Below are 16,687 nucleotides of genomic sequence, written 5' to 3'. Positions count from 1 at the left end.
CATGGAGCAGAGGCATCTCGGCCGTACCGGCCTGCGTGTGTCCCGGATCGGCCTCGGCACCCTCACCTGGGGGCGCGACACCGACGAGCACGACGCGGCGGACCAGCTGAAGGCGTTCTGGGAGGCCGGCGGCACCCTCGTCGACACGGCGGACGTGTACGGCGGCGGCGAGGCCGAGTACCTGCTCGGGCAGCTCGTGGAACGCCTCGTCCCGCGCCGCGACCTCGTCATAGCGACCAAGGCCGGCAGCGTCCCGGACCCCGACCGCCGCTTCGACGGATCGCGCGGACACCTGCTGGCCGCGCTCGACGCGTCCCTGGAGCGCCTCGGCACCGACTACGTGGACCTGTGGCAGATCCACGCCTTCGATCCGGCGACACCCCTGGAGGAGACGCTCCAGGCCCTCGACATCGCGGTCGGCAGCGGCCGCGCCCGGTACGTCGGCGTGTCCAACTTCTGCGGCTGGCAGCTGGCCAAGGCGGCGACCTGGCAGCTCGCCCCGGGCGGCGGGCGGGCCCGGCTGGCGAGCACCCAGATGGAGTACTCCCTCCTCCAGCGCGGCGTGGAACGGGAGGTGCTGCCCGCCGCCCTCGACCTGGGCGTGGGGCTGCTCCCCTCGTCACCCCTGGGGCGGGGGGTGCTCACCGGCAAGTACCGGCACGCCACCCCGTCCGGCTCGCGGGGCGCGTCGGACCGGCTGGCACCCTTCGTGGAGCCGTACCTGGACGACCCGGCGACCCGGATCGTGGACGCGGTGATCACGGCCGCCGACGGGCTCGCGGCCACCCCGCTCCAGGTGGCACTGGCATGGGTGCGCGACCGGCCGGGCGTGGCCGCCCCGGTCGTGGGCGCGCGCAACGCGCAACAGCTCGCGGCGGCGTTGTCAGTGGAGACCCTTAGTCTTCCTGACGAGATCCGCCGGGCGCTCGACGACGTGTCGGCGCCCGTGCACCGCTATCCCGATCAGGACTGGAGCACGCTGTGACCGCGCTTCCCCGGGGGGCAACCCCCGGCTCCCCGGCCGATGACGACCAGGACGCCGCCGCACCCGCCGACGCTCCCCCGGCCGCGGACGACACCACGGACACGGACGGCGGGGACGGCGCGGGCGGTGCCGATCCGGCTGTGGCCGATCGGGGTGGGGCCGAGGGGACGGCTCCGGGCGCGGAGGACGGTGGCACGGGCGCGGACGTGACCGAGGCGGCGGCCGAGCTGGCCGCACAGCGGGAACTGCGGGCGCGCATCGAGCAGCGCAAGGCGGAGAAGGACCACCCCATCGAGGCGGGCGGCAAGCTCAGCGGCCAGGCCGCCGACCTGCTGGCCGCCGTACGGGCGGTGGAGAGCGGCAAGACGTCCGGGACGGCCTTCTTCGACACCCCGCCCCCCGCCCCGCGCCGGCCCGCGCCCCAGCCCGCCGCGCCCACCCCGCAGGCCGCCCCCGCCGAACCCGTCCGTCCCGCGCGGGCGGCCGCGCCGGAGACGGTCGCCGCCGTGCGGGCCGTGCTGGGCGAGGGCGGCGCGCCCGAAGCGCTCGCCGCGCAGGTGGCCACGGTCCTGGGCGCCACGGCGGCGGACGTGTTGCGCGAGGACCCCTGGCAGTTGCTGTCGGTACCCGGGGTGCGCCCCGAGCAGGCCGACGGGTTCGCCAGGGCCCTGCTCGGGGCGGAGTGCGGCCCCGGCGACGAGCGCCGGACCGTCGCGCTCATCGGCTGGGTGCTCCAGCGGGCGGCCCTCCAGGGGCACACGGCGCTGGAGGCCACGGCCGTGCGGGCGGCACTCGCGGAGCGTTCGGTGCCCGAGCCGGACGAGGCGGTCCAGCACGCCATCGCCGAGGGCGCGGTGCTGGTCTTCCACGACGGCCTCGACGAGCTCGGGGGCGGTGACGCGGACGAGGACGAGGACGGGCAGGCCGGCGAGGAGGGCGCGGCCGGCGCCGAGCCGGTTCCGGTGCTGCTGGGGCTCGACCGGTACGCGCTCGCGGAGGAGAGCCTCGCGGACGGTCTGGCCCGGCTCGCCCGGTCCGGCCCGGACACCCGCTGGCAGGACGCCCCGCCCACCGAGCTGACCCGCGCGGTCGCCGGGCACGGGCTCGTCGCGCACACGGGCGGCGAGGCGGCCCGGGCCGAGGCGGTCGCCCTCGCCGGGGCGGCCCGGGACCTGGGGCTGCGGGCGGCCGTGGCCACCTACACGGAGAACGGCCGCCGCAGACTCGGCACGGACGCCGGGGCGGTCACCGTCGCCGGGCTGCTGGCCGGGACGGCCGGGCCGGGGCGCGACGAGGACGGCGCGCTCGCCCTGGACCTGCTGGTCGTGCTGGACGCCCCCCAGCTGGACGTGGAGACCGCCGCGATGCTGGTGGAGGCGCTGCCCGACGGCTGCCGACTGGTGCTCGGCGGCGACCCGGGGGTGCTGTGGTCGGCGGGCGCGGGGCGGGTCTTCGCCGATGTGCTCGCGGCGCGCGCCTGTCCGCAGATCGCGTCGCGCACACCCGACCCCGGCCCGATCGGAGAGCTGGTCTCCGGCATCGGGATCGGTGAGCTGAACCAGGTCGAGGCGCCGGGCAAGGAAGTCGTGATCGTCCCGGTGCGGGACGCGGGCGAGGCGGTGCACCGGACGGTCCAGCTGGTCGCCGACTCGGTGCCGCGCGCGTTCGGCGTACCGTCCGAGGACACCCGGGTGATCACCGTCGGCCACGGCGGCTCGGCGGGGACGCGGGCGCTCAACACCGCGCTGAAGCAGCGGCTGAACCCGGGGCCGAGCCGCTTCGGCGGATTCGACCCCGGCGACCGGGTCGCCTACGCGCCCGCCCCCGGACGGACCGTGCCGGGCACGGTGCTCTCGGCCGACGCGGACGGGCTGCACCTGGACTGCGAGGGCGAGCGGATCGTCGTCCCGAAGGACCGGGTCGAATCGGCGCTCCGCCACGGCTGGGCGCTGACCGCGCACCAGGCGGTCGGCATGCGCTGGCCGGCGGCGGTCGTCGTCCTCCCCGGCGACGCGGCCGACGCGCTGGACCGGTCGTGGGTCTACACCGCGTTCGGTCGCGGGGAGCGGCACCTCTCGGTGGTCCACGGTGTGGACCAGGCCCTCCCCCGCGCGGTGGCCGAAGCGCTCCCCCGCCCCCGCACGACCCGCCTCCGGCAGCTCCTGGAGGCCCTGCTCACGTCCCAGGAGGACTGACCGGCCCCACGCCGGTAACCGAAGCCGGCGCCGGGGGCCGGCACCCGGGGCCGCCCTGCCGGGACTCGTCCGGCAGGGCGAGCCCGGCGGGTCAGGCCGGGTTCGGGCGGGCGTCTTCCGGGTCGCCGTGGATGTCGTCCTCGTCGAACACCGCGCTCACGTCGAACCGGCAGATCACCCGGCCCGGGTCGGCCTGGTCGAACGGGGTGCTCAGCCACTCGCCCGGTTCCGGCAGCTCGTCCGAGGCGGCCACCCACAGCGTGGAGTCGCCCTCCTCCAGGCCGAACTCCTTGTGCCGGGACGCGATCTCGTCCGGTTCGAACTCGCCGAACAGCACGCCCAGCGCGGCGTGGACGCTCCTGCCCACCACCGCGACCGTCTCGGGCGCGTCGTCCTCCCGGTCCAGGTCGGCGATCCGCTGGGACTGGGCCAGCAGGCGCTGTGGCTCCACCACCGCGTAGTCCCGGCGGATCAGTACGGTCAGCGCGTTCGGCTCGTCCGGGCCCTCGTAGGGCGGCAGGGAGTCCTCCACGCCGGGGATCTCGAACGGGGTGACCTCGTCGTAGCGGTCGTAGAGGCGCTCGTCGTAGGCCTCGGCGGCGGTGGCGAGCTCGTTGAAGGCGGCGTAGACGGCCGGGTCGTCATCGCCCGTGCGGTTCTCGACCGCCTCCAGGTGACGGTCCAGTGCGGCTTTGACCGCCTCGGCGGCGGCACGTACCTCGGCAGCGGTGGGCTGCGCAGCATCAGACATAGTGCAGACGCTATCCGTACCGGGGCCGTGCCCGCACAATAGATGCGATGCCGGAATACGAATTTGTCGACGTGTACGTACCTCGCGGGGTCTCCCGCAAGGAGGCGACCCGTCTGCTGACCGACCATGCCGAGTACGGACACTGGGAGTTGGACCGACTGAGTCTGCACCGGGACGGCAGCCGCCGTGTGCGGCTGCGCCGGCGCATCATCCGTCAGGTGCGCGCCACCTGGTGAGGGTGGCGAGCAGCACGGAGCGGGCCCCGCGATGCCGGGGCCCGCTCCGTCGTCTCCGCGGGGGCGGGGACTACGAGGACTGCCGGGTGCGACGGTAGAGGACCGTGCCGCCGAGCAGCAGGCCCGCGCCCGCCGGGATCAGCATGCCGAGCGGAGCGGCACCGGTCAGCGCCAGCTCGTCCTCCGCCTTGGGCGGGGTGACGGTGTGCGCGCCGGGCTCGTTCGGCTCGATCGGCGAACCGGGCTCGTCCGGGCTGTCCGGCGTCCCCGGCGTACCGGGCTCGTCCGGGTTGCCGGGCTGGTCCGGGTCACCGGGGTTACCGGGCTCGTCCGGGTCTCCGGGGTTGCCCGGCTCGTCCGGGTCTCCCGGGTTACCGGGCTCGTCCGGGTCACCGGGGTTGCCCGGCTCGTCCGGGTCTCCCGGGTTACCGGGCTCGTCCGGGTCACCGGGGTTCCCCGGGTTGCCGGGGGTGTGCTGGTGACCGTTGCCGCAGCCGTTGCCGAACGACGGGTTGAGCGCCCCGACGACGTCCACGCTGTTGCCGCACGCGTTGACCGGCACGTTGACCGGCGCCTGCACGTTGTTCCCGGACGCGACGCCCGGGGAGTTCGCCGCGACGCCCTCCGCCTTGGCGCCGCTGGACTTGTTGACGCACTTGTTCCCGAACGACGGGTTGAGTGCACCGACGACGTTCACGGTGTTGCCGCACGCGTTGACCGGCACACTCACCGGCGCCTGCACGTTGTTCCCGGACGCGACGCCCGGGGAATTCGTCGCAGCCCCGTGCGCGTCGGCGCCCGTGTGCGCCTGGGCGAATCCGCCGCCGAGGGCGAGTACGCCACCCGCGGCCGCCACGATGGTCAGGCCCTTTCGCGTGACCTGTCGCATAGCTGGTTCCCTGCCTTCTAGGCTTCCGGAATACCCCCGGGCACAGCGCCCGGGGGTACGAATGTCCAGCGGCCCCGGAGCGCATGGCGCGCGCTCCGGGGCCGGCCGGGCTCGGACCACTAAGGGTCGAGGCTCAACGTCAGTCGTTGACGCAGACGTTCCCGAAGGCCGGGTTCAGCAGACCGATGACGTTCACGGTGTTGCCGCAGGCGTTGACCGGGATGTGGATGGGGACCTGAACCACATTGCCCGAGATGACACCGGGGGAGCCCACGGCGGCACCCTGGGCGCCCGCGTCGGCCATGGCCATGCCCGCGCCAGCCAGGACCAGTCCGCCCGTGGCGGCCGCGACAGCGGCGACCTTCTTGATCATTATTCCTCCTTGTTGGCAATGCGGTCCCAGCCGCGGACCGCATCACCTGTAACGACAGGGAGGTAATCGGGCTACGTCCCGGTGACGCCGTTCACCCTTTTCGGTCAGATGTGCACACGCGGGCGATTATTGGAGTTTCGTTTCACCTGACTAATTCCGGTGAGCGGGCGCCTCAGCTCGCATCGATGAAACGGTCCAGCACCCGCACCCCGAATTGCAGGCCCTCCACCGGAACCCGCTCGTCCACGCCGTGGAACATCCCGGCGAAGTCCAGCTCCGGCGGCAGCTTCAGCGGCGCGAAGCCGAAGCAGCGGATGCCGAGGTCGTCGAACGACTTGGCGTCCGTCCCGCCGGACAGCATGTACGGCACGGCCCGGGCGATCGGATCCTCCGCCTTCAGCGCCGACTGCATCGCGTCCACCAGGTTCCCGTCGAAACTGGTCTCCAGCGCCTTGTCCGCGTGCACGTCCTCACGCCGCACGCGCGGGCCGAGCAGCCGGTCGAGATCGGCCAGGAACTCCTCCTCGTACCCCGGCAGGAAACGCCCGTCGACGTGCGCCGTCGCCTGCCCCGGAATCACGTTGACCTTGTAGCCGGCACCGAGCATCGTCGGAGCCGCCGAATTGCGGAGCGTGGCGCCGACCATCTTCGCGATGCCGCCCAGCTTGGCGAGCGTCGCGTCCATGTCCTCCGGGTCCAGCGGAGTGCCGAGCGCGTCCGACAACTCGTCCAGGAACGACCGCACCGTCTTGGTGACCCTGACCGGCCACGTGTGCCGGCCGAGCCGCCCCACCGCCTCGCACAGCTCGGTGATCGCGTTGTCGGTGTTCGTCATCGAACCGTGGCCCGCCGTGCCGTCCACGGTGAGCCGCATCCAGTGCATGCCCTTCTGGGCGGTCTCCACCAGGTACAGGCGCAGGTTCTCGTTGACGGTGAAGGAGAAGCCGCCGACCTCGCCGATCGCCTCCGTCACCCCCTCGAAGAGGTCGGGGTGCTTGTCCACGAGGTACCGCGCGCCGTACGTACCGCCCGCCTCCTCGTCCGCGAGGAACGCCAGCACGATGTCGCGCGGCGGCTTCCGGCCGCTGCGCAGCCGGTCCCGCACGACCGCGAGGGTCATCGCGTCCATGTCCTTCATGTCGACCGCGCCCCGGCCCCACACGCAGCCGTCCGCGATCTCACCGGAGAACGGGTGGTGCGTCCAGTCGTCGGCGTTGGCCGGTACGACGTCGGTGTGGCCGTGGATCAGGAGCGCGGGCCGGGAGGGGTCCTCCCCCGCGATCCGGGCCACCGTCGACGCCCGCCCCTTGGCTGACTCGATGATCCTGGGCTCCAGGCCCACCTCGGCGAGCTTCTCGGCCACGTACTCGGCGGCGGCCCGCTCCCCGGGGCCCGAGTGGTCGCCGTAATTGCTGGTGTCGATCCGGATCAGGTCGCGGCAGAGGTCCGTGACCTCGTCCTCGCCCCTGACCATGGCGGTTCGCGCCGTGCTCGAGTCGCTCACGCTGGTTCCTCCCGGGTCGCTGCTGCTGGGTCCCCTCATCCTGCCCCCTCCCCCGGCGGAGGTGGGGGCGTGATCGGGCCCTCCCAATGTTTGCTATGGTTTTCCACGTCGGAACGGCCGCAGGCCGCGAGACAGACACCTTGTCCGGGTGGCGGAATGGCAGACGCGCTAGCTTGAGGTGCTAGTGCCCTTTATCGGGCGTGGGGGTTCAAGTCCCCCCTCGGACACAGAAGAGCGCGGGCCCGGTCGTCAGACCGGGCCCGCGCTCGTGTGCGCACCGCCTTCGCATAGGCTCGGCCGCACCATGACGACCTCTCCCGGCCCGCCGGCCCCCAAGGCCGGCAAGGACACCGTGCGGCGGCACAACCTGAGCCTCGTGCTGCGGACCGTGCTCGACGAGGGCGAGACCACGCGGGCGGCGGTGGCGGCACGCGTCGGGCTCACACGGGCGGCGGTGTCGTCGCTGGTGGAGCAGCTCCTGGCGGGCGGGTTCCTCACCGAGCGGGGCAAGACCTTCAGCGGACAGGCGGGACGTCCGGGCACCGCGCTGCGGGCCGCCGCCACCGGACCGGCCGGACTCGGCGTCGAGATCAACGTCGACTACGTGTCCGTGTGCGTGGTCGACCTCGCCGGGGCCGACCGCGTACGGCTCACCGAACACCTGGACAACCGGAACGTACCGCCCGGCGAGGTCCTGGAGCGGGCCGCCCGCATCGCGGCACGGACCCTCACGTCGGCGGCCGGCCAGGAACTCGACGCCGTGGGCGTCCGGCTCGCCCTGCCGGGCCTGGTGTCCGGCGGCACCGTGCGCCAGGCACCCAACCTGGGCTGGAACCGGGTGGCGGCCGAGGACCTGTTCGGGCGGGCCCTCGCCGCCCTGCGCCCGGAACGGCCGGCACTGCCCGTGGGCTCCGACAACGAGGCGAACGCGGCGGCGGTCGCCGAGCTGTGGTTCGGCGCAGGCGCCCAGCGCGAACCGGTGCGCGGCTTCCTCTACCTCTCGGGCGAGATCGGGGTCGGCGGCGCGATCGTCGTCGACGGTGAACTGCTGCGCGGAGCGCACGGCTTCGCCGGCGAGATCGGGCACGTCGTCGTGGACCCGCAGGGACCCGTGTGCCGGTGCGGCTCGCGCGGCTGCCTCGAGCAGTACGCCGGGCAGGCCGCGCTGCTGCGGGGCGCCGGCCTCGACGAGGCGGCCGGAGTGCCGGGCGTGACGGAGCTGGAACGGCGCGCCCTCGACGGTGACGGCCGGACCGTGGCGGCCCTGGAGAGCGCCGGGCGGATGCTGGGCCTCGTCGTGTCCGGCGCGGTGAACCTGCTGGACCCGGAGGCGGTCGTGCTGGGCGGCATCTACCGGCCGCTGATGCCGTGGCTGGGTCCCGCGGTGAACCGTGAGCTGTCCGGGCGGGTCGTGTCCGGGCTGTGGCCGCGGGGCGGCACGCGGCTGCGGGCGTCCTCACCGTCGGGCGACGCGGCGCGGGGCGCGGCGGCGCTGGTGGTCCGGGACGTGGTCGCCGACCCTGCGCGGTACGCGGGGCGCTGACGCCGACGCCTTCGCTGGGGCGCGGTGAGCGGTTGTCGGTTGCGCCCGGTGGGTACGGTCGGGGCCCCTCCGGGCTCACCTCCTCGGGGTCGGCGGGGCACCCCCGTACTCTCGGCGCCGTTTCATGCCGCCGATCCCCTGCGGGGGCGACCCTGCACGGCCCCTCCGCGCCGTACGCGGAACACAGTGCGGCCCGCAGCCGGGATACGACCGGGCCGCGGCCGTGCAGGGTCGCCCCCGCAGGCGCTGGCGGCGACAGATGGGTTCGAACTGTCGAGACCCAAGGCCGCCGGCGCCGAGGAGGTGAGCCCGGAGGGGCCGCGGCCCACCACCCACCGGCAGGCAACCGACCCTGCGCAGACGCGTCAGCGGGTGCCCAGGAGGTGTTCCAGGGCCAGTTGGTCGAGGCGTTCGAAGGACATGGAGCGGGCCGCCGCGGCCGTGGGGTCGAACGTCTCGTACGCGGAGGGGTCCGCGAGCAGCGCGGCGAGGCCGTCCTCGGCCGTGGGGCGGGACAGGTCCGGGAGGCGGGACGCGCGGAGCGCTTCGCGGACCTCGGGGTCGGCGCGGAACGCGGCCGCGCGCTCCTTGAGGATCAGGTAGTTGCGCATGCAGTTCTTCGCGGACTCCCACACCCCGTCGGCCCCGTCCGTGCGCACGGGCTTGAAGTCGAAGTGGCGCGGGCCGTCGTAGCCGGCGCTCTCCAGCAGGTCGACCAGCCAGAAGGCCTGGCGGAGGTCGCCCGCGCCGAAGCGGAGGTCCTGGTCGTACTTGATGCCGCTCTGGCCGTTGAGGTCGATGTGGAAGAGCTTGCCCGCCCACAGGGCCTGGGCGATGCCGTGCGGGAAGTTGAGGCCGGCCATCTGTTCGTGGCCGACCTCGGGGTTGACGCCGACGAGTGCGGGGCGTTCGAGGCGCTCGATGAACGCGAGGGCGTGGCCGATGGTGGGGAGCAGGATGTCGCCGCGGGGCTCGTTGGGTTTGGGCTCGACGGCGAAGCGGAGGGCGTAGCCCTGCTCGGTGACGTACTGGCCGAGGAGGTCGAAGGCTTCCTTCAGGCGGTCGAGGGCGGCGCGCACGTCCTTGGCGGCGCCGGATTCGGCGCCTTCGCGGCCGCCCCAGGCGACGTACACCTCGGCGCCGAGTTCCGCGGCGAGGTCGATGTTGCGGATGGTCTTGCGCAGTGCGTAGCGGCGGACGTCGCGGTCGTTGGCGGTGAAGGCGCCGTCCTTGAACACCGGGTGGGTGAAGAGGTTGGTGGTGGCCATCGGCACCTTCATGCCGGTCCGGTCGAGCGCGGAGCGGAACCGTTTGACGGCGGTTTCGCGTTCGGCGGCGGAGGAGCCGAAGGAGATCAGGTCGTCGTCGTGGAAGGTCACGCCGTGGGCGCCGAGGGCGGCGAGGCGCTCGACGGATTCGACGGGGTCGAGGGCGGGGCGGGTCGCGGTGCCGAACGGGTCGGCGCCCTGCCAGCCGACGGTCCAGAGCCCGAAGGTGAACCTGTCCTCGGGAACGGGGATGAAGCGATCCGGCATGTCGGGGCCCTCCAGGCTCTATTTGTTTTCTCACCTTACCAATACGCTATGGGCGGCTCGCCGCCAAGAGAGAGGTACGGGATGTCGTCGTCGCCCCCGCTCGTCATCGGCGTGGACAGTTCCACGCAGTCCACCAAGGCGGCCCTGGTGGACGCCGTCTCCGGACGGGTCCTCGCCGTGGGGCGCGCCGCCCACACGGTGAGCGGCCGTGCGGGGGCGCGAGAGAGCGATCCCGAGCAGTGGTGGCGGGCGCTCGTGGCGGCGGTCGCCCAGGCACTGCGGGGCGCCGATGCCCGGGCGGTCACCGGGATCGCGGTCGCCGGGCAGCAGCACGGGCTGGTCGTCCTGGACGCCTCGGGCCGTCCGCTGCGCCCGGCGCTGTTGTGGAACGACACCCGGTCGGCACCGCAGGCCGCCGCCCTCACCGAGCGGCTCGGCCCGGACGGCTGGCTGGCGCGTACCGGCTCCGTACCGGTGGCGTCGATGACGGCGGCCAAGTGGCAGTGGCTGCGGGAGAACGAGCCGCGCGCCGCCGGGGGCGCCGCCGCGGTGCGGTTGCCGCACGACTTCCTCACCGAGCGGCTGTGCGGGGTGGCGGCGACCGATCCCGGTGACGCGTCGGGGACGTGCTGGTACGGCACGGTGACGGGCGCGTACGACCCGGAGCTTCTCGGCCTGCTCGGGCTGGACGCGGCGCTCCTCCCGCCCGTCGCGCGGACCGGCGCCACCCGGGTGGGGTCGCTGACCGGGGGCGCGGCGAGGGAGCTGGGCCTCGCCGAGGGCATCGCGGTCGCCGCGGGCACCGGGGACAACATGGCGGCGGCGGTGGGGCTGGGGCTGGGCGGCCGGGGGCTGCTGGACCATCCGGTGGTGTCCCTGGGCACGTCGGGCACCGTTTTCGCGGCGACGAGGGCGCGGCCCGCCACGGCCGCGCTGGCGGGTTTCGCCGCCACCGACGGTACGTTCCTGCCCTTGGGCTGCACGCTCAACTGCACGCTGGCCGTCGACAAGGTGGCCGCGCTGCTGGGGCTGGACCGGGAGGACGCCGAGCCGGGCGGGGAGGCGGTGCTCCTGCCGTACCTGGACGGTGAACGGACTCCGGACCTGCCCGGTGCCTCCGGTCTGCTCACCGGGTTGCGGCACGCCACGACCCGGCAGCAGCTCCTGGGGGCCGCCTACGAGGGTGCGGCCTTCACGGTGCTCCGGGCGCTGGGGGCGCTGCCGCGCACGGGCGAGGGCGTGCCGCTGCGGCTGATCGGGGGCGGCGCCCGGGGGCGTACGTGGGTGGAGACGGTGCGCCGTCTGTCGGGGCGGCCCGTGGTCCTCCCCCGTACCGCGGAACTGGTCGCGGTCGGGGCGGCCGCGCTGGCAGTGGGCGCCGCGACCGGGGAGGACCCGGTGGCGGTGGCCGTGTCCTGGGGCACCGGCGGGGACGAGACGCTGCCTCCGGTCGTCCGGGACCGGGAGACGTGGGAGCGGATCGAGGCGGTGCTGGCACCGCTTACCGTGGGGCGGTGAGACGGAGAACCAGGATCCCGGCCGCCCCGCTGCCCCAGCGGGCCGGTGTCGACCCGGTGCGGCTGCGGCTGCCCGCCGATCCCGATGGCGCGTGGCCGACGGTTCGGGACCATCTTCTCGCGCGGTACGCGGGGGCGATCGGCGCCGGGCGGGTGGACGCGATGGTCGCGGAGGGCCGGTTCGTGGGGGCGGACGGGGTGCCGGTGGGGGCGGAGGAGAGGTACGAGCCGGGGCGGTACGTGTGGTTCCACCGGGATTTCCCGGCGGAGGAGCGGGTGCCGTTCGAGGTGGGGATCGTGTACCGGGACGAGCGGATCGTGGTGGCGGACAAGCCGCACTTCCTGGCGACGACGCCACGCGGGCGGCATGTGACGGAGACGGCGCTGGCGCGGCTGCGGCGGGAGCTGGGGCTGCCGCAGTTGCAGCCGGCGCACCGGCTGGACCGGCTGACGGCGGGGCTCGCCCTGTTCGTCGTACGTCCGGAGGACCGGGGCGCGTACCAGTCGGTGTTCCGGGACCGGCGGGTGCGCAAGGAGTACGAGGCGGTGGCCGCGTACGAGCCCTCGCTGGCCCTGCCGGTGACGGTTCGCAGCCGGATCGTCAAGGAGCGCGGGGTGCTGGCGGCGCGGGAGGTGCCGGGCGAGCCGAACAGCGAGAGCCGGATCGAGCTGGTGGAGCACCGGGGCGGTCTGGGCCGGTACCGGCTGGTGCCGGCGACCGGCCAGACGCATCAGCTGCGGGTCCACATGGCGCGGCTGGGGGTGCCGATCCTGCACGATCCGCTGTATCCGGTGGTGCGGGAGGACGGGCCGGAGGACTTCGGGCGTCCGCTGCAGTTGCTGGCGCGGGCGCTGGAGTTCACCGACCCGGTCTCGGGTGTCCCGGTGCGGTTCGTGAGCCGGCTGCGGCTCAGTGGCCTCGGTTGATCCACTCCTGGAGGTGCGGGGCCTCGGCGCCGATGGTGGTGGTGTCGCCGTGGCCGGTGCGGACGACCGTCTGCGGGGGCAGGGTCAGCAGCCGGTCGCGGATCGAGTCGATGATGGTCGGGAAGTGGGAGAAGGACCGGCCGGTGGCGCCGGGGCCGCCCGCGAAGAGCGTGTCGCCGGTGAAGACGGTGCCGAGGTCGGGGGCGTGGAGGCAGACGGCGCCGGGGGCGTGGCCGGGGGTGTGCAGGACGGTCAGGTCGGTTCCGGCGATGGTGAGGGTCTGTCCGTCGGTGAGTTCGCCGTCGGGGTGGTGGTCGGGGTGGGTCTGCTTCCACAGCGGCAGGTCGTCGGGGTGGAGCAGGATGCGGGCGCCGGTGGCGGCGGCGAGCGCGGGGGCGGCGTCGATGTGGTCGTTGTGGGCGTGCGTGCAGATGATGGCCCGCAGCGTACGGCCGTCGAGGGCGGCCAGGATGGCGTCGGCGTCGTGTGCGGCGTCGATGACGACGGCTTCGGCCCCGTCGCCGACGATCCAGACGTTGTTGTCGACGTCCCAGGTGCCGCCGTCGAGCGTGAAGGTGCCGGAGGTGACGAGGTGCTCGATGCGCGCGGTCATCAGAAGACCACCACCGAGCGCAGCACGTCGCCCTCGTGCATGCGGGCGAAGGCCTTCTCGACGTCGCCGAGTCCGATGGTCTCGGTGACGAAGGCCGCCAGGTCGATGCGGCCCTGCTGGTGCAGGTCGATGAGCATGGGGAAGTCGCGGGACGGCAGGCAGTCGCCGTACCAGGACGACTTGAGCGCGCCGCCGCGCCCGAAGACGTCGAGCAGCGGGAGTTCGAGTGTCATCTCGGGGGTGGGTACGCCGACGAGGACGACCGTGCCGGCGAGGTCGCGGGCGTAGAACGCCTGCTGGTAGGTCTCGGGGCGGCCGACGGCCTCGATGACGACGTCGGCGCCGAAGCCGCCGGTGAGTTCGCGGATCGCTTCGACGGGGTCGGTGGTGCGGGAGTTGACGGTGTGGGTGGCGCCCATGGTCCGGGCGGTCTCCAGTTTCCGGTCGTCGATGTCGACGGCGATGATGCGCGCGGCGCCCGCGAGGCGGGAGCCGACGATCGCCGCGTCGCCGACGCCGCCGCAGCCGATGACGGCGACGGAGTCGCCCCGGCCGACCTGGCCGGTATTGATCGCCGCGCCGATGCCGGCCATGACGCCGCAGCCGAGCAGGCCGGCGACGGCGGGGGCGACCGACGGGTCGACCTTGGTGCACTGGCCGGCCGCGACCAGCGTCTTCTCGGCGAACGCCCCGATGCCGAGCGCCGCCGAGAGTTCCGTCCCGTCGGTCAGCGTCATCTTCTGGCGGGCGTTGTGGGTGGCGAAGCAGTACCAGGGCCTGCCGCGCTCGCAGGCCCGGCAGGTGCCGCACACGGCACGCCAGTTGAGGACGACGAAGTCGCCGGGCGCGACGTCGGTGACGCCGGCGCCGACCGACTCGACGACGCCCGCCGCCTCGTGACCGAGGAGGAAGGGGAAGTCGTCGTTGATCCCGCCCTGTTTGTAGTGCAGGTCGGTGTGGCACACCCCGCAGGCCTGGATCTGTACGACGGCCTCACCGGGGCCGGGGTCGGGGACGATGATCGTCTCCACCCGCACGGGCTCGTTCTTCCCCGGGGCAATGACCCCGTTGACCTGCTGCGCCATCGCGGCTCTTCCTTTCGTCGCGCGGTTGTCCGGCTCCACTATCGCTGTCGGGGGCGCTCGTCGGGGTGGAAATCCGGCCGCGTGCGCGAAGCCCCCGCCGGACGGGTGTCCGGCGGGGGCTTCGGGAGGGGTGGTGGGTCAGTCCTGCGGCCGTGAGGCGGCCAGGGTGGCGACCCGCTTGCGGACGGCGAACCAGCCGCCGACGAGCAGGAGCGCGATGACCGGCAGGCAGTTCACGGTGTACCGGCCGACTCCGCCGCCGTACCACATCAGGAACAGGACGGTGGCGAGGAAGACCAGCGTCACGATCTGCGTGTACGGGGCCCAGGGGAGCTTGTAGGAGGGGCGGGTGACCCTGCCCTCCTTGGAGCGGGACCAGAACAGCAGCGAGCAGAGCATGATCATGCCCCAGGTGCCGAGGATGCCGATGGAGGCGAGGTTCAGCACGATCTCGAAGGCCTCGCCGGGCATGACGTAGTTCAGGCCGACGCCGAGGACGCCGAAGCCGGCGGTGAGCAGGATGCCGCCGTAGGGGACCTGGCCCTTGTTCATGCGGGCGGTGAACTTGGGCGCGGAGCCCGCCATCGCCATCGAGCGCAGGATGCGGCCGGTGGAGTACAGGCCGGAGTTCAGGCTGGAGAGCGCGGCGGTGAGGACGACCAGGTTCATGATGCCGGCCGTGCCCGGGATGCCGAGCTTGTCGAAGACGGTGACGAAGGGGCTCTGGTCGCCGGAGAAGGCGGTGTACGGCAGCAGCAGCGAGAGCAGGACGACGGAACCGACGTAGAAGAGGCCCACGCGCCACATGATCGAGTTGATCGCCTTCGGCATGATCTTCTCGGGGTTCTCGGTCTCACCGGCGGCGACGCCGACCAGCTCGACGGAGGCGTAGGCGAAGACGACGCCCTGGACGACCATCAGCATGGGCAGCATGCCCATGGGGAAGATGCCGCCGCTGTCGGTGATGGTGGACAGGCCCGGGGTGTGGCCGCCTACCTCGTGGGAGGTGACGACGAGGAAGATGCCGACGCACATGAAGATCACCAGTGCGGCGACCTTGATGATCGCGAACCAGAACTCCATCTCGCCGAAGTACTTCACCGAGATCAGGTTCGCCGTGAGGACGACGGCGAGGGCGATCATGGCGAGCACCCACTGCGGGACGTCGCTGAAGAGCGACCAGTAGTGGGCGAAGACCGCGGCCGCGGTGATGTCGGCGATGGCGGTGGTCGACCAGTTGAGGAAGTAGAGCCAGCCGGCCGTGTAGGCGCCCTTCTCGCCCATGAACTCACGGGCGTACGAGACGAAGGCTCCGGAGGAGGGACGGTAGAGCACCAGCTCACCGAGGGCCCGGACGACGAAGAAGGCGAAGACGCCGCAGACGGCGTACGCGATGGCGAGGGACGGGCCCGCGCCCGCGAGGCGGCCGCCGGCGCCAAGGAAGAGGCCGGTCCCGATGGCGCCACCGATGGCGATCATGTTGACGTGGCGGGACTTGAGGTCCTTGCTGTAACCGGCGTCACCGGCGTCGATGTGGGGGGCGCCCGTCGCCGCCGGGGAACCGGGGCTCTGGGTGTCGGCCGCAGGCATGGTGCGGTCACTCATCTAGAAGTCGCCTTTGTGAGGGGTCGTGCGGTATCAGCCGTACGCCGGTGAGAAGGGTGGGTCACCGTGGCATGAAGGCCAGGGCACATAGTCACGGCTACGCGGCCGTTTTGGCTGTGGCCTATGTCACGTACGGGCTGATCTGAGGTGTTTTTGAGGTTACCGACTGGTTAATCAGCATTGAGCAGCTTAAGGGGTCCCGCTACGGCGCGAGGACGTCCAGCTCTCGGAGGGCGCCCATGGCGATCTCCCTGGTCAGCTCCTCGGCGCGGGCGGCGTCCCGCGCCCGTACGGCCTCGGCGACCCGGACGTGCAGCGTGACGGCCGCCGGGTCGGGGTCCTCGAACATCACGTGGTGGTGGGTGCGGCCGGCGAGGACCTCCGCGACCACGTCCCCGAGGCGGGCGAACATCTCGTTGCCGGAGGCGTTCAGCACGACCCGGTGGAAGGCGATGTCGTGCACGAGGTACGCGTCCAGCTGCCCGCCGCGCGAGGTGGCGACCATCCCGAGCGCCTGCTCGGTCAGCTCCCGGCACTGCTCGGGGGTGGCGTGGGCGGCGGCGAGGCCGGCGGCGACCGGTTCGACCGCCGAGCGCAGCACGGTCAGCGAGCGGAGCTGACGGGGCCGGTCGGCGCCCGCCAGCCGCCAGCGGATGACGCGCGGGTCGTACACGTTCCACTGCTCGGTGGCGCGTACGGTCACGCCGACGCGGCGACGTGACTCGACGAGGTGCATCGATTCCAGGACGCGGACGACCTCGCGGATCACCGTGCGTGACACTTCGAACCGCTGGGCGAGCTCGTCGGTGCGCAACACGCTGCCCGGCGCGTACTCCCCCGCCGTGATGGCAAGGCCCAGGGTGTCCAGCACCTGCGTATGGAGCCCCTGGGCCTGCGTCGTCATGTGCATAGCGTAACCGCCCAGATTA

General features: G+C 73.2%; 15 protein-coding genes and 1 tRNA gene. 7 read left to right on the top strand and 9 right to left on the bottom strand.

The genetic code is table 11. The annotated features are described in order from the left end of the window. Nucleotide 1: 1 nt before the first annotated feature. Nucleotides 2–985: an aldo/keto reductase gene (locus EIZ62_RS26670; protein ID WP_156695225.1), complete on the top strand. Its 984-nt coding sequence runs from the start codon at nucleotides 2–4 to the stop codon at nucleotides 983–985. Beyond that, on the top strand, nucleotides 982–3,180 hold the full coding sequence (locus EIZ62_RS26665; protein ID WP_156695224.1) for a helix-hairpin-helix domain-containing protein: 2,199 nt from the start codon (nucleotides 982–984) through the stop codon (nucleotides 3,178–3,180). Before EIZ62_RS26670 ends, EIZ62_RS26665 begins: the two co-directional genes overlap by 4 nt. Nucleotides 3,181–3,271: 91 nt before the next feature. On the opposite strand, the gene EIZ62_RS26660 is transcribed toward EIZ62_RS26665, so the two are convergent. Further along, nucleotides 3,272–3,931, bottom strand: a complete 660-nt coding sequence (locus EIZ62_RS26660; RefSeq protein ID WP_156695223.1) for a hypothetical protein — start codon at nucleotides 3,929–3,931, stop codon at nucleotides 3,272–3,274. A 47-nt stretch (nucleotides 3,932–3,978) separates the two neighbouring features. Between EIZ62_RS26660 and EIZ62_RS26655 the strand changes: the two genes are divergently transcribed. After that, on the top strand, nucleotides 3,979–4,167 hold the full coding sequence (locus EIZ62_RS26655; protein ID WP_005319466.1) for a DUF5703 family protein: 189 nt from the start codon (nucleotides 3,979–3,981) through the stop codon (nucleotides 4,165–4,167). A gap of 70 nt (nucleotides 4,168–4,237) precedes the next feature. On the opposite strand, the gene EIZ62_RS26650 is transcribed toward EIZ62_RS26655, so the two are convergent. The 3 genes from EIZ62_RS26650 to EIZ62_RS26640 form a co-directional block, all read right to left on the bottom strand. Further along, nucleotides 4,238–5,056: a chaplin gene (locus EIZ62_RS26650; RefSeq protein WP_156695222.1), complete on the bottom strand. Its 819-nt coding sequence runs from the start codon at nucleotides 5,054–5,056 to the stop codon at nucleotides 4,238–4,240. A 139-nt stretch (nucleotides 5,057–5,195) separates the two neighbouring features. Next, entirely contained in the window at nucleotides 5,196–5,429 is a 234-nt protein-coding gene (locus tag EIZ62_RS26645) for a chaplin (RefSeq protein ID WP_156695221.1), read from the bottom strand. Nucleotides 5,430–5,601: 172 nt separating this feature from the next. After that, nucleotides 5,602–6,933: a M20/M25/M40 family metallo-hydrolase gene (locus EIZ62_RS26640; RefSeq protein WP_156695220.1), complete on the bottom strand. Its 1,332-nt coding sequence runs from the start codon at nucleotides 6,931–6,933 to the stop codon at nucleotides 5,602–5,604. A 142-nt stretch (nucleotides 6,934–7,075) separates the two neighbouring features. Between EIZ62_RS26640 and EIZ62_RS26635 the strand changes: the two genes are divergently transcribed. Together EIZ62_RS26635 and EIZ62_RS26630 are read left to right on the top strand one after the other, a co-directional pair. Beyond that, nucleotides 7,076–7,160: transfer RNA gene (locus EIZ62_RS26635), tRNA-Leu, on the top strand. 77 nt (nucleotides 7,161–7,237) lie between these two features. Beyond that, nucleotides 7,238–8,476 carry an ROK family transcriptional regulator gene (locus tag EIZ62_RS26630; protein WP_156695219.1) on the top strand — a complete coding sequence of 413 codons (1,239 nt, stop codon included), beginning with the start codon at nucleotides 7,238–7,240 and terminating at the stop codon, nucleotides 8,474–8,476. Nucleotides 8,477–8,841: 365 nt separating this feature from the next. Here the strand turns inward: EIZ62_RS26630 and xylA are convergent, their stop codons facing one another. Beyond that, entirely contained in the window at nucleotides 8,842–10,011 is a 1,170-nt protein-coding gene (gene xylA, locus EIZ62_RS26625) for a xylose isomerase (protein WP_156695218.1), read from the bottom strand. A gap of 81 nt (nucleotides 10,012–10,092) precedes the next feature. Between xylA and xylB the strand changes: the two genes are divergently transcribed. Together xylB and EIZ62_RS26615 are read left to right on the top strand one after the other, a co-directional pair. After that, nucleotides 10,093–11,529, top strand: a complete 1,437-nt coding sequence (gene xylB, locus EIZ62_RS26620) for a xylulokinase (protein WP_156695217.1) — start codon at nucleotides 10,093–10,095, stop codon at nucleotides 11,527–11,529. Beyond that, entirely contained in the window at nucleotides 11,526–12,455 is a 930-nt protein-coding gene (locus EIZ62_RS26615; protein WP_156695216.1) for an RluA family pseudouridine synthase, read from the top strand. The genes xylB and EIZ62_RS26615 overlap by 4 nt, the downstream gene beginning before the upstream one ends. Here EIZ62_RS26615 and EIZ62_RS26610 read toward each other — a convergent pair. The 4 genes from EIZ62_RS26610 to EIZ62_RS26595 all read right to left on the bottom strand — a co-directional run bounded on the left by EIZ62_RS26610 (nucleotide 12,439) and on the right by EIZ62_RS26595 (nucleotide 16,662). Continuing rightward, nucleotides 12,439–13,068: an MBL fold metallo-hydrolase gene (locus EIZ62_RS26610; protein ID WP_156695215.1), complete on the bottom strand. Its 630-nt coding sequence runs from the start codon at nucleotides 13,066–13,068 to the stop codon at nucleotides 12,439–12,441. The genes EIZ62_RS26615 and EIZ62_RS26610 overlap by 17 nt on opposite strands. Continuing rightward, nucleotides 13,068–14,153 carry an S-(hydroxymethyl)mycothiol dehydrogenase gene (locus EIZ62_RS26605; protein WP_156695214.1) on the bottom strand — a complete coding sequence of 362 codons (1,086 nt, stop codon included), beginning with the start codon at nucleotides 14,151–14,153 and terminating at the stop codon, nucleotides 13,068–13,070. Before EIZ62_RS26605 ends, EIZ62_RS26610 begins: the two co-directional genes overlap by 1 nt. A gap of 138 nt (nucleotides 14,154–14,291) precedes the next feature. Next, nucleotides 14,292–15,758 carry an amino acid permease gene (locus EIZ62_RS26600; RefSeq protein WP_156695213.1) on the bottom strand — a complete coding sequence of 489 codons (1,467 nt, stop codon included), beginning with the start codon at nucleotides 15,756–15,758 and terminating at the stop codon, nucleotides 14,292–14,294. Nucleotides 15,759–15,960: 202 nt separating this feature from the next. After that, nucleotides 15,961–16,662, bottom strand: coding sequence for a FadR/GntR family transcriptional regulator (locus tag EIZ62_RS26595; RefSeq protein WP_156695212.1), 702 nt, complete (start codon nucleotides 16,660–16,662; stop codon nucleotides 15,961–15,963). Between the last annotated feature and the right edge of the window lie 25 nt (nucleotides 16,663–16,687).

The organism is Streptomyces ficellus (genome assembly GCF_009739905.1).
Classification (GTDB): Bacteria; Actinomycetota; Actinomycetes; order Streptomycetales; family Streptomycetaceae; genus Streptomyces; species Streptomyces ficellus_A.
Note: the sequence above shows the minus strand (reverse complement) of the source record. Positions and strands in the feature narration are given on the sequence as shown.

Excerpts from the sequence above, each read along its gene's own strand:
- EIZ62_RS26670 (WP_156695225.1), top strand. The coding sequence starts at position 2 with ATGGAGCAGAGGCATCTCGGCCGTACCGGCCTGCGTGTGTCCCGGATC.
- EIZ62_RS26605 (WP_156695214.1), bottom strand. The coding sequence starts at position 14,153 with ATGGCGCAGCAGGTCAACGGGGTCATTGCCCCGGGGAAGAACGAGCCC.
- EIZ62_RS26595 (WP_156695212.1), bottom strand. The coding sequence starts at position 16,662 with ATGACGACGCAGGCCCAGGGGCTCCATACGCAGGTGCTGGACACCCTG.
- EIZ62_RS26610 (WP_156695215.1), bottom strand. The coding sequence starts at position 13,068 with ATGACCGCGCGCATCGAGCACCTCGTCACCTCCGGCACCTTCACGCTC.
- xylA (WP_156695218.1), bottom strand. The coding sequence starts at position 10,011 with ATGCCGGATCGCTTCATCCCCGTTCCCGAGGACAGGTTCACCTTCGGG.
- EIZ62_RS26655 (WP_005319466.1), top strand. The coding sequence starts at position 3,979 with ATGCCGGAATACGAATTTGTCGACGTGTACGTACCTCGCGGGGTCTCC.
- EIZ62_RS26630 (WP_156695219.1), top strand. The coding sequence starts at position 7,238 with ATGACGACCTCTCCCGGCCCGCCGGCCCCCAAGGCCGGCAAGGACACC.
- EIZ62_RS26645 (WP_156695221.1), bottom strand. The coding sequence starts at position 5,429 with ATGATCAAGAAGGTCGCCGCTGTCGCGGCCGCCACGGGCGGACTGGTC.
- EIZ62_RS26660 (WP_156695223.1), bottom strand. The coding sequence starts at position 3,931 with ATGTCTGATGCTGCGCAGCCCACCGCTGCCGAGGTACGTGCCGCCGCC.
- EIZ62_RS26650 (WP_156695222.1), bottom strand. The coding sequence starts at position 5,056 with ATGCGACAGGTCACGCGAAAGGGCCTGACCATCGTGGCGGCCGCGGGT.
- EIZ62_RS26600 (WP_156695213.1), bottom strand. The coding sequence starts at position 15,758 with ATGAGTGACCGCACCATGCCTGCGGCCGACACCCAGAGCCCCGGTTCC.
- xylB (WP_156695217.1), top strand. The coding sequence starts at position 10,093 with ATGTCGTCGTCGCCCCCGCTCGTCATCGGCGTGGACAGTTCCACGCAG.